Genomic DNA, 12,302 nt, shown 5'->3' on the forward strand with positions numbered 1-12,302 from the left:
ATACGAGAAGAATTGTCATGAGTCAATTTAAACCTTGGGTAAAACCATTAAATCAGACTGCTATTGAACCAACTGGAAATGGTTGGCAAATTGAGTATGATTTTTTTGATTGTCAAGGTGATGTGCTTGCTTGTTTAGCTTACACATTATTTCAAGATAATTGGCATCAAATTGGCTTAGGACATCTCGAACAAGGTAGCGTTTTAGAGTTGGAATTTCATCAAGCACCAAAAAAATGTGTGCTTTATGATGGGTATCTCACAGTTATTGCTCAAGATTGGCATTTTCACCTGTGCATTGAAGAAACATTAGGTGGCCCAGATTCTGAAACTCCACCAGAATTGAGACAACAAAGACTCATCAATAAAGGTGCGTTTTATCGGCGGATAAATCCAGAAGGAAACCCTAGAAGTTGGGGTATTCAATTCTGGAATGGTGCAGGTGATAAAGTGATGACTATATTTTTACCGAATCCATATATTGAGGAAGAAAATTTATTACCCGATGGTAAAGCTAATTTTGATAAATTAGAACTTTATAATGAACTGCGGGAAATTTATCTATTAGGGATAAAGCCACTACCTTTTACTAAGAATCCTTTTAAGTGTTCTTATATTGCGGTTTGTACTTCTGGACGTTGTTATCCTTCGCGCAAATGGCAACCTACATTTGATGCCCTCAAGGTAGCAGTTGAAAAAGCAGAACTAGATATAGAAGTCCGAACGGCTGGCTGTTTACAGGTTTGCAAATTAGGGCCAGTTGCGTTTTATTCAGATGATAGAACTTGGTACACTCGTGTTAATTCAAATGTAGCTAAAACTATTGTTAATGAACATTTGGTGAAAGGTAACAAAGTTATTGAACATTGCTATCCACCAAAGTCTGTTTAATTTTGTAGACATAAATGTGAATCGTAAATAGATTTCTTGCAAAAAGATATCTTGATTGAATGAAGCACAGGTAAACACCGATTTGATTTCTGAAAAAATCTCCGTATCTGTAGGGTGGGCATTGCCCAACGCCACTTGACGCCAGTCCGCTCAAGTCGGGAAACCCGCCCACACGGCTGGCTCCTTTAAGCCGGGAAACTCTAGTCGAGCAGTGGCTCCCCTACGTATATTTCAAAAATCAAATAGTAGTCCTATAGATTTCGGTGTTGGGTTGCGTTGCACTTCACCCAACCTACAAATACTATATAGAAATTAAAATCAATAAAACCTAGATAATATGATTTTTATAAAATTTTATCAGGCAAAATATATTACTTTTATATGCCAATTATTTCTCATAGCTAGTTTAGTTATTGCTTGTCATAGTACCGCAATTAATACATCTACTAAGACTACAAATAACGGCTGTATTCAAAATTATGATCTAAATACTGATTATTTCCCCAATAAAATCAATATTACTCACGCAATAGGTTTAGCAGTAGAGTATCACAAGCACTACAAGATAGTTACAGTTAAAAATCCTTGGCAAAATGCCAAGAAGGGTTTTCGATATATCTTAGTACAATGTGGAACTCCGATACCTAAAGGCTTTAGTCAAGCACAGGTGATTACAGTACCGATAAATTCGGTAGTATCTCTTTCGACTACTCATTTACCACATTTAGCTAAGTTAGGGGTAGTTGATAAACTTATTGGGATTAGTGATAGTAAGCAAGTAAATACTCCTGATGTGGTAGAGAGAGTTAAAGCGGGAAAAATATCACAGATTGGTAATAATGCCAATGTGGATATAGAGAAAATATTAGAATTAAATCCTGATTTAGTAACAACTTACGGTACGGGAAATTCCCAAACTGATAGCTATGCGAAACTCACAGAAGCGGGTTTGAAAGTGGCGATGAATGCTGAATATATGGAAGCAACGCCTTTGGGACAAAGTGAGTGGCTGAAATTTACAGCTTTGTTTTTTAATAAAGAGGAAGAAGCAGAAAAGATATTTAGTAAAATTGCTGACAAATATGAACAAATAGCTCAAAAAGCTAAATCTGTCAAAAGTCGTCCAACTATATTTGTAGGGTTCAAGTTTAAAGATACTTGGTATATGCCTGGCGGTAACAGTTATGTAGCTAAATATCTTGCTGATGCAGGAGCAAACTATCTCTGGAGTGACGATAAATCGTCTGGTAGTTTACCTTTATCTTTTGAGGTTGTTTTTGAACGGGCTGTGAATGCTGATTACTGGTTAAATTTTAGACAATCTTGGAAGAGTGTAAAAGATTTAGTGACTGAAGATAATCGCTATGCTGATTTTAAGGCTGTGAAACAGAGCAATCTTTATAATAACAATGCTCGTGTTAATGCAAATGGCGGAAATGATTACTGGGAGGGTGGTATTAGTAACCCAGATATAGTTCTATCTGATTTGATTAAAATACTGCATCCAGAGATATTACCTAATCATCAACTATTTTTCTACCACAAACTTAGTTAATAATGTTTAACGATAAATCTAAATATCGAACTTTCTCATTTTACCAAAAAACTACGGCTCTAAAAACCTTAGTTTTTGCAACTTTAATCATGGCTTTAACCTTCTCATTTTTATTAGATTTGGCTTTAGGTTCAGTTGATATCCCTATTAATGAAGTAGTTAAGATTTTGCTCAGACAAGAACCTGAAAAAGCAACATGGACTAATATTATTCTTAAATTTCGCTTACCTAAAGCTTTAACTGCTACTTTAGCGGGTGCTGCTTTGGGTGTAAGTGGTTTGCAAATGCAAACTTTATTTAGAAATGCTTTAGCAGGGCCTTTTGTATTAGGAATTAGTTCTGGTGCAAGTTTAGGTGTAGCGTTGGTTGTGTTGACAGCTAGTGCTACAGCACCAACACTATTGGCAGATTTGGGAATAATTGGTGATTTTGGTTTAGTAGTAGCAGCAAGTTTCGGCGCAGCATTGGTGTTAGGGACGATGTTAGTTGTTTCTCGCCGAGTACAAGACACAATGACACTATTGATTTTAGGTTTATTGTTTGGCTATGCTACGAGTGCAATGGTTAGCATTTTGCTGCAATTTAGCTCTAAAGAACGCATTCAAAGTTATATTATGTGGACTTTTGGTAGTTTTGCTGGGGTGACTTGGAGACAGTTAGTTGTTTTAACTCCAGTGATTATTTTGAGTTTATTGGGAGCAGTGTTGCAATCAAAACCTTTGAATGCGCTTTTACTGGGTGAATCTTATGCGCGTAGTTTAGGTTTAACGGTGCAGAAAACTAGGTTTTCTATTATTACTAATGCATCTATATTAGCTGGAGCAATAACTGCTTTTTGTGGCCCGATAGCTTTTTTAGGTGTAGCAATTCCTCATTTATGTCGGAGTTTTTTTAATACTTCCGACCATCGAATCTTGATTCCTGGGGTAATAATTATGGGTGCTATCTTAGCATTGTTTGCAGATTTGTTGTCCCAACTGGCGGTAAGTCAGATGGTTTTACCTTTAAATGCTGTGACTGCTTTGATAGGAACTCCTGTTGTGACTTGGGTAATTTTGCGGCGTAATTCTCAAAAATCTTTCCCGTCATGAGTGACTCAATTTTGACAACTCATAACCTGACTATTGGTTACAAGACATCACGGAAAACTATTCGGAGTGTGGCGTCTGACATTTCGGTATTTCTGCAAGCTGGGGAATTGGTTTGTTTACTCGGACCCAATGGTGCGGGTAAGTCTACATTACTGCGATCGCTTGCCGGAATGCAACCACCAATATCAGGTGAAGTGCAGCTTTTAGAAGAAAATATTTACAAGTTACCACCCCAAGATTTAGCCAAACGTCTGAGTTTGGTACTCACGGAGAAAGTTGATGTGGGAATGCTCTCAGCCTATACTCTGGTGAGTATGGGGCGATATCCTTACACTGATTGGTGGGGAAAGTTGACACCCGAAGATGAAGCCATAGTGCATTGGGCTATCGAATCTGTAGGAGCAGTGAACTTAGCACAACGCTATGTGAGCGAATTAAGTGATGGTGAACGCCAAAAAATTATGATTGCTCGTGCTTTGGCTCAGTCGCCTATGGTGATGTTACTTGATGAGCCAACGGCATTTCTAGATTTACCACGTCGGGTAGAGATTATGCAATTGTTGCGCCAATTAGCACGGGAAACTAATCAGGCGATTCTTCTTTCTACCCATGATTTAGATTTAGCTTTGCGTCTTGCGGATAAGATTTGGCTATTAGCAACTAATGGAACTTTACACGTTGGTGCGCCAGAAGATTTAGTGTTGAGTGGCGCATTTGCTGATACTTTCCGTAGTGAAGGTGTAGAGTTTGATGTTGCTTCCGGAGAATTTCACCTCCAAATACCCCATAAAGGAGAAATTAATTTGCTGGGTGAGGGTATTGCAGCAGTTTGGACTATTCGGGCTTTACAAAGAGTTGGATTTATAGTTAAACAAGGTGAAGATACTACCCATAGCTTGTTTCCTGGTGGGAATAGGCAAATATCAGTAGAAGTAATATCTGAGCCGAGACGGGTTTTTTGGCAAATTACAAATAGCAAAGCTGTATCCATGCATCATTCATTGTATGAATTGATTAAATTTTTGGGCGTTGCTGATTGAGAATATGAATTTATCTCACGCTCCAGACGCAGAAAATCAGAGTTTGAGAGATTTAACCCTGAGCGCAGCCGCAGGATTTTTGGTGCAGTAAGCATGATTCTGCTGATGACAAATCTAGCTATTGCTAGATGCTGTGGTTTGCCCAATAGTTATAAGCTACAGCTATTCAGCCAAGAGAGATATACCTGTGGATGCCATTTTAGAGCGATCGCACGCACTCAAACAAGCCTTAGTCGATTTTGTCCTCGATGCAGAAGGTGAACTCGCACAAGCGCTGGAAAGCTACGCAGCAGAACATTTACGTCGTAGTGGTGGGGATAGTACACAGCGAAACTTAATCACCAATAGCTTCATTACAGAAGGGAAAGTCGGCGACAAGTCACCACTGGAATTATTTATCGCCAGCCATCCAGATTTATCAGAGAGCGATCGCCACTTGCTCACCAACTGGGAGCGGAGTTTTATCGGCTTATTTGCCATTACCGAAATCTTACCTGATGGCGTGGAATTGATGAATTGGTTGACAGCCAAACACTATATCGCCAAGCCAAATAATTCTCAAACGCTACAAGAAATATCTCGGTTAAAAGTAGGAGAAATCTTGTTGACTAGCATTTCTCCCATCACTGATAGCTACTGGTTGTTTTCGGATACCTACACAATCATGGGTAAATTGGGTAAACCAAAACTTGCTGTAGCTATTGGCAATTTTAAAGACAATTATAAAAGTTATCTTTACAGAGATGCTCCAGAGTTACTAGCAGAAGCTTGGCACTCTGTAGAGCAATATCATCATCAATTTGTGGACTTTTTTGGTAGTGATGAAATCACATTACCTGGATATCAACTCAATAAAAAAATCGCTGAGTTTCAAGAAATATTGTTGCAAAAAAGCCTGGAAGCAGCCGGAATTGATCCGACAAAATCCCTAGCTGAGGTAGCAGCAGCAGCTGGACTCGGAGAAGAGGAAATCAACGCAGTAGCGCAAGAAGCGGGTGCTGATTCTGAAGAAGTTGCTCAGATATTTAAGAATAAAAGCAAAATGGTTGCACCCAAGGTTGATTTACCAGGCGAACTCAAAAAAGCAGAACAAGTCACGGCTCTTTCTCATCCTCGTTGGGGACAAATATTTTTACCGACATACAGCAAGATAAAAACAATTTTATCAGCAGAAGACTGGCAAAGTGTGGAAGGAGGAGAGAAACTAATTCGCTACTATCTTGAAGATAATTCTATTAATGCATTTATCTGGGAAAGGTTAGCCCAAGAGTACCCCACATCTTTAGAAAAGGTGTTGCAAACATACCTAAAACGTCCAGAGTTGAGTTTAACAAGTGACTTGGATGCACTTTTGCAAGAATTCCATAAACCTCTCAAGCCAGAGTTACCAGAAATTGCTAGCGTACCGATACATTTGCATAACTTATTTCAAGAAGCTTTAGGAGAAGTGAATAAATCTAAGCCTAAAAATAAGGGGCAAAAAAACCCAGCCAAGGGTTTTAAATAAGTAATTTTTGTAGGGTGGGGGAACCCAACCCTTTGCGTTAAACCCTGATAATTTTGCTGGTGGGCATTGCCTAGGCTGTTGACTCTGAGGGTTTTCAGCCCAAAATGCATCATACAAAATAATAGTCGTAGTTAACGTTCTCACCAGGGCACGGCAGTGCCGATGCCCCTACGGTAAACACAAAAATTGCATGATAATTTTTAGCTAATTTCGTACAAAGTCAACAGCCCAGGCATTGCCCAAATATAGGACAATACGCTTGGTGTTAGCGCCAAAAACGCTTCATCTACGTAGGTTGGGTAATTTTAGACTTCATACTTCAGCCTTTATTTGTCCATCTTTGAGTAGCTTTAATTGCTGTCCTCGCCACTCAATGGTGCTACCAATGAAGCCTTGACACCAAATTCCAAAACTAATTAAGTCGCGGAAAGGAATTAACCACAAAAACTTTTTGGCGACTGGATCGTGTAAAATCTTCACCCCTACAAACCAACCCATTAACAACCGCATTCCCCAAGTAATAACTAAGATTATCCAACTTAGTTTTGATGCTCCGCTAGCAATTAATAACAACAAGCTGGTGACAGTACCGTAGGTGAAAAGCAGTCCTAGATAACCCCAAGGTTGAGAAACACGGATACAACGCGCCCAACGGATTTGTCGTTGGATGGCATCGGCTAAGGTGCTGGTGTCTAGGACATGGTCAACTATATAATCAGAGAGTATAACTTTGTAACCTGCCTGGGCTGGTAGGTAGCCGAGTTGAAAGTCGTCAGCTAAATAATTGGCGATCGCCCCAAATCCACCGATCGCTTTTAGGGCTTGTTGGCGAATTACAATTGTGGAACCAAACGCAAATTTTATCCCTGAGAGTTGATTGTTAACTAAAACCCCAGCATGAAAATCGGTAGCGGTTCCCACTGCTTCTAAGGTTGTTACCCATCCCTGTGCTAAGGAACGATATAAACAAGTGACAACACCCACACTCTCATCTTGCAAAGGCTGAATTACCCGTTGTAAATAGTCCTTACCAACGCGGATATCACTATCGGCGATGAGCAAAATTTCATGTTTAGCGGCAGTGACAGCATTCGCCAGATTACTTACTTTCAGGTTAGCCCCAATAATGCGATCGCTCACCACCAACTGCATATCTACATCTGAGAACTGTTGGATCATTTTCTCGATAAGTGCAATCACAGGATCGTGGCGATCGCGCACAGCAAAGATAATCTGATATTCTGGATAATCTTGCTGGCAAAATGAAGCGAGGTTTACTTCAGCATCACGATCTAGCCCACAAACTGGCTTGAGGATACTAATAGCCGGATGAAACTGGGACGCGATAGGATGGGGGTGAGGAAAAAAGGCGATCGCTGCATAAATCCCATAACAGTAAAACAAGATAGCTGCTAAACAAAGAATTAACAGCACTAGCTCAATAATTTGCATTTGCACAAAGCTCTAAATCAGTGAACAGTTAACAGTTAACAGTGATCACGGTTCAAGTAGGTAGGGTGGGCAATGCCCACCAAAACCCTGATTCTGTGAGCGGTGCCCACCCTACAGATACTTTTTATATGAGATGATACAAATAAAGTTTTTTAGATAAAAAGTAGATAACTTATTATTTTATAATGACATAAGTAGGGTTGGGGTTTCCCCACCCTCAACTAATTAATAGCAATTTCTTCCTCACCCCTGGGAGAGCGAATTTAATAACTTGGGCATTAGTCATCATGAGTTTGATTTACTTTCTTTTGCGTTCGTCTTGGGGGATGGTAGCTATTGCGATCGTCACAGGATTCCTGAGTGGTGGTAGCAGCGCTGGACTAATCGCCTTGATTAGCGCTGCTGCCAGTAATAGTACATCTACATCCCTGACATCCATAGCGTGGGGATTTTTGGGGCTGGTAGTCGTGGCACTGATTACTAGTATCATTTCACAGGTGATGCTAATTCGCCTCTCCCAAAATGCCGTCTTAGAATTGCGGATGCGCTTAAGTCGTCAAATACTAGCTTCGGAGTTAAGCCATTTAGAACAGCTAGGAAATCCCCGACTATTAGCAACACTCACAGAGGATGTGCAAGCGGTTGCTAACTCTGTGTATGTGATTCCTTTTCTCTGTATTGATCTAGCGATGGTCTTAGGTTGCCTAGTATACATCACTTGGTTATCTTGGTTAGTACTTTTAATCCTAGTCAGTTTGATGGTAGTGGGAATAGGTAGCTGTCAGTGGCTATTAAACAGAGGCGGAAAATTGCTAGCCCTAGCCCGTGAAGACCAAGATGTGCTATTCAAGCATTTGGGAACTATCACCGCCGGAGTCAAAGAACTCAAACTCAACTATCAACGCCGTCAAGTTTTTCTATCAAGATATCTGCAATCAACAGCAAACAGATTCCGCCGTCACAATGTCGATGGACTGACTCTGTTCGCCACGACTACTAGCTGGGGTAAACTCCTGTTTTTCTTTGCGATCGGTTTTTTATTATTCGCACTGCCAAAATTAATCACAATTAGTCCACAAACTCTCTCTGGCTACATCCTGACTTTTACTTATTTAATGTTGCCAATGGACAATATTGTGAGCAATCTGCCCCAAATTAGTAAAGCTAATGTTGCCTTACAAAAAATCGAATCCCTAGGTTTATCTTTAGCTAGTCGCTCAGAAATCTCAACAGTGCCACCTGTCGTCAAATCTTCCTGGCAAAAGTTACAATTCAAGGAAGTTACCCACACTTATTATCGAGAAACAGAAGATAATGGTTTTATTCTCGGACCCATAGATTTGACCCTATATCCTCAAGAATTAGTGTTTATTGTAGGTGGGAATGGCAGCGGCAAATCCACTCTTGCTAAACTTATCACTGGACTTTATATACCAGAGAATGGAGAAATTTGGTTGGATGGAGAATCAATTAATGAACAAAACCGAGAATGGTATCGTCAACATTTTTCCGTGATATTCTCTGACTTCTATTTATTTGAACAACTTTTAGGTTTAGAAAATCCTGATTTGGATATGCAAGCCAGAGATTATCTCAAACAACTACAGCTAGACCATAAAGTTAAAATAGAAAATGGGCAACTTTCGACAACTGCCCTTTCTCAAGGACAGCGTAAACGATTAGCCTTGCTCACGGCTTATTTAGAAGATAGACCGATTTATTTGTTTGATGAATGGGCTGCAGATCAAGACCCTGTATTTAAAGAAATATTCTACACTCAACTACTACCAGAACTGAAAAGTAGAGGGAAAACTATATTAGCAATTAGCCACGACGATCGCTATTTTCATCTCGCAGATCGGATAGTTAAGTTAGAATACGGCAAAATTGAATATGACAAGCAACACCACAGTTAAGCTAATCAGAAGCCAGGAGTCAGGAGATTTGTGTATTCTGGCTCCTGACTCCTGAATACCCTGAGCCACGAGTCAAAAGGTTAATGTATTCTGGCTTCTGAATACCCTATTTAGGCAGAATGCAAGTTAAACGCACATCAGCTGAAAACTCAACACCGAGGAATTAAAAATGGCAGATGCTAGAAACGTAATAGGGACAAACTTGGAGAGTTGCTGCACTTCTCCTGTGACTGGGTATTACCGCGATGGGTTTTGTAATACAGGTGGCCAGGATTTTGGGATGCACGTTGTTTGTGCCCAACTCACAGCAGAATTTCTGGAATATACTAAATCCCAGGGAAACGACTTGAGTACACCTGCGCCCCAATTTAATTTTCCCGGATTGCGGCCAGGCGATCGCTGGTGTTTATGTGCTGCACGTTGGCAAGAAGCGCTGGAAGCTGGTGTTGCACCTCCAGTTGTGCTTGCAGCCACCCATGCTAGAGCCTTAGAGGTCTGCAATTTTGAGGATTTGAAAAAACATGCTCTCACTTAGGGATTTCTAAAAAGAATCGCACCTGTTAGGGAAAGATGCGATCGCAATTTGGACTTTTCTTTAGATAATGCTGTCATAATTTCACAGTTTTGCCGAGGATGATATTTGATGCTTTTTCAACTAATTTAGGAAGTCAATACTAAGGATTCTTGGGCTATTTTTTCAATGACAAGCGATTGACAAAGTGCTTCAATTTTGTTGTTTCCACCGATATCAAAAAATAGGTGTAGCCATTCATCAGGGGAAAGGGAGAGGTTTTCTATCCAAGGGGAGGGAGTGACTTTACCCCAGCCAGTAATTGTACCAAGATTAGCGGGTATTTCCGGTAAATCATTAGGGTTGGAATTGAGTTGTATATCGAGCCGAATGCAGGATTTCAGGATAAGTTTTAGGGGTTGTTCGGTGGTAGAAATTTCAGAAGCTGTATTATTGGGATTGAGTTCCCAGTAGTAGTTGAGATTGAGGATATAATTATAGGGAAATTGCCATCCCATTGAAAGCAATTCTGCTTCGGTAAAGTCGTATTGTTGCCAGATTTCTTCAAAGTTCATAGTTTTGCTTGAGGTTATATTAGGGAAGCAAAATAAAGTGAGTTTCTACAAGGGTTCCAGGTTGTCCAAATGTGTGGCAGTGAGGATGTTACCTGATGACATGGGTTAGGGAAGTTGGGTTTTTAGTGGGGATGCGATCGCTCTTTAGGGGAGTGGTTGAGGTGCGATCGCTTAGTTTAGACATGGATAATTAAGTAAGTCGGTGAGAATAAACCTAACTATGTAACAGATTGTAAAATCGGCATAACCCTTGCGATTGCTTCATTCCACTTCGTTTCATTCGCAATGACATAGCGTGAATTATTTAAGCCGTTCTACTTATGCTCAACAGAAGGATTAAGCAATCACATCACTATTGCCTTCTTCTAGTTTAAAAATACCAAGTACAAAAAGAATTGCAATTACTGCTTTTATTTGTAGGACTTACGCATGTGTCACAGTCAAAACTTTGGTGCGTGACGCTATAAGTCCTGAGTCTACGTACAGAGTTTTTTCGTAGCGTCACACACCCTACAAATATCTTGTGCCAGTTGCGTAAGTCCTAATTTGTTATGAATCTTGGTGTTGTAGCGATCGCAATTTATAAGCCTGATGTTAGCCATGATCACGCACCTTTTTAGTGCGACAATGGCTAAGAGCAACCTTTGTCTGTAAGCTTTTGGAGTGAGCCTGAAAATTTCGTAGCTTGATTGTTTCTTACTCGTGCAATGTAGCGATCGCTGTCGAGGTGCAACAAGGAGCATTTTCTTCAAACCTCAGTTTTGAGCTGATGATGTAGTCTTCATCAATCTCAAATGCTAGCCAGTGTCTTTGCAAGGTTTCTGCAACCCGACCTGTCATATTAGAGCCAGCGAAAGGTTCTAAAACAATATCTCCTGGTTCTGTACAAAGGTTGATGATAAACTCAGGTAAGGCTTGAGGGAATCTTGCCGGATGTGGCTTAAAACCTTCTTCTTTACAACGTCGTTGATAATAATCGTTGGAAGCGGTATTTGATGCCGAAATCAGATTGACTGGTTGAACTAAATCTTCTGATAAATTTTCTTGCATAAGAGTTGGCTGACCTATTTCTCCTTTGTCTGTACTACAACGTCCATCAATAATATTCGGAGGGATAGAGCCTCCTCTATCCTTACCAAATTTATCGGAAATATCATGACCAGATGGTCTGATTTTAGGCTTATATCCATTCTTAAGAAGGTTTTTCATTGCATTGCTATAAGGCTTTAAAACTCTTCTATTATTAGCTTTAGGATGAGGTTCTTTTGACAACCACCAAACTGTATTTACCGAATCTTTGACTCTTTCTCTACGAACTGTCACCCATTCCGCCGGTGTAGGAAGTTTAGCTGGATTATACCAATACAATTCTTGTGCCAGATAAAACCCAAGTCCGCCTTTTTCTTTTGCTTTGCACAGAGAAACAACTAACTCAAAGTGGTAAAGAGAACGAACAGGAATTCCTTTGATCCAACTGCCACCAACATCAATAACCAATGAGCCAGTTGGTTTAAGAATACGGTAAAATTGTGTAGCAAAATCTTTAAACCATTCCACATATTCATCGGCATCAACGTTTCCGTACTCTTTTTTACGAACAAGCGCAAATGGTGGAGATGTACAAATTAGGTCGATACTTTCGTTGGGAATATCAGCTATTAATTCTAGGCTGTTTCCTAAATAAGTAGCACCAAATTTTGTTTCATAGTAAGGATTACAATTCAGTCTCATATCAACTTTTTTAGTACAAAATTACTTTATACCA

10 protein-coding genes are annotated in these 12,302 nt (G+C 40.0%); 7 read left to right on the plus strand and 3 right to left on the minus strand.

Annotated features, from left to right (window positions below; translation table 11 throughout):
- Window positions 1-17: 17 nt before the first annotated feature.
- The 5 genes from CAL7507_RS20190 to CAL7507_RS20210 all read left to right on the plus strand — a co-directional run bounded on the left by CAL7507_RS20190 (window position 18) and on the right by CAL7507_RS20210 (window position 6,083).
- Window positions 18-890, plus strand: coding sequence for a ferredoxin (locus CAL7507_RS20190; protein ID WP_015130344.1), 873 nt, complete (start codon window positions 18-20; stop codon window positions 888-890).
- 337 nt (window positions 891-1,227) lie between these two features.
- Complete coding sequence (locus tag CAL7507_RS20195) at window positions 1,228-2,445, plus strand: ABC transporter substrate-binding protein (RefSeq protein ID WP_015130345.1); 1,218 nt, start codon at window positions 1,228-1,230, stop codon at window positions 2,443-2,445.
- 2 nt (window positions 2,446-2,447) lie between these two features.
- Window positions 2,448-3,536, plus strand: coding sequence for an iron ABC transporter permease (locus CAL7507_RS20200; RefSeq protein WP_015130346.1), 1,089 nt, complete (start codon window positions 2,448-2,450; stop codon window positions 3,534-3,536).
- The gene (locus CAL7507_RS20205; protein WP_015130347.1) at window positions 3,533-4,576 is read left to right on the plus strand and encodes an ABC transporter ATP-binding protein; all 1,044 of its coding nucleotides are present in this window, start codon (window positions 3,533-3,535) and stop codon (window positions 4,574-4,576) included. Before CAL7507_RS20200 ends, CAL7507_RS20205 begins: the two co-directional genes overlap by 4 nt.
- 187 nt (window positions 4,577-4,763) lie before the next feature.
- Window positions 4,764-6,083 carry a hypothetical protein gene (locus tag CAL7507_RS20210; protein ID WP_015130348.1) on the plus strand — a complete coding sequence of 440 codons (1,320 nt, stop codon included), beginning with the start codon at window positions 4,764-4,766 and terminating at the stop codon, window positions 6,081-6,083.
- 312 nt (window positions 6,084-6,395) lie between these two features.
- Here the strand turns inward: CAL7507_RS20210 and hpnI are convergent, their stop codons facing one another.
- Entirely contained in the window at window positions 6,396-7,535 is a 1,140-nt protein-coding gene (hpnI, locus tag CAL7507_RS20215; protein ID WP_015130349.1) for a bacteriohopanetetrol glucosamine biosynthesis glycosyltransferase HpnI, read from the minus strand.
- Window positions 7,536-7,822: 287 nt separating this feature from the next.
- On the opposite strand from hpnI, the gene CAL7507_RS20220 reads away from it, so the two are divergent.
- Both CAL7507_RS20220 and CAL7507_RS20225 read left to right on the plus strand, forming a co-directional pair.
- Window positions 7,823-9,451, plus strand: coding sequence for a cyclic peptide export ABC transporter (locus CAL7507_RS20220; protein ID WP_015130350.1), 1,629 nt, complete (start codon window positions 7,823-7,825; stop codon window positions 9,449-9,451).
- A gap of 169 nt (window positions 9,452-9,620) precedes the next feature.
- A complete protein-coding gene (locus tag CAL7507_RS20225) occupies window positions 9,621-9,986 on the plus strand; it encodes a DUF2237 family protein (protein WP_015130351.1) in 366 nt (121 codons plus the stop codon).
- Window positions 9,987-10,111: 125 nt separating this feature from the next.
- Here CAL7507_RS20225 and CAL7507_RS20230 read toward each other — a convergent pair whose 3' ends face one another.
- Entirely contained in the window at window positions 10,112-10,537 is a 426-nt protein-coding gene (locus CAL7507_RS20230; protein ID WP_015130352.1) for a hypothetical protein, read from the minus strand.
- Window positions 10,538-11,233: 696 nt separating this feature from the next.
- Complete coding sequence (locus CAL7507_RS20235) at window positions 11,234-12,268, minus strand: site-specific DNA-methyltransferase (protein WP_015130353.1); 1,035 nt, start codon at window positions 12,266-12,268, stop codon at window positions 11,234-11,236.
- Between the last annotated feature and the right edge of the window lie 34 nt (window positions 12,269-12,302).

The organism is Calothrix sp. PCC 7507, assembly GCF_000316575.1.
GTDB lineage: Bacteria > Cyanobacteriota > Cyanobacteriia > Cyanobacteriales > Nostocaceae > Fortiea.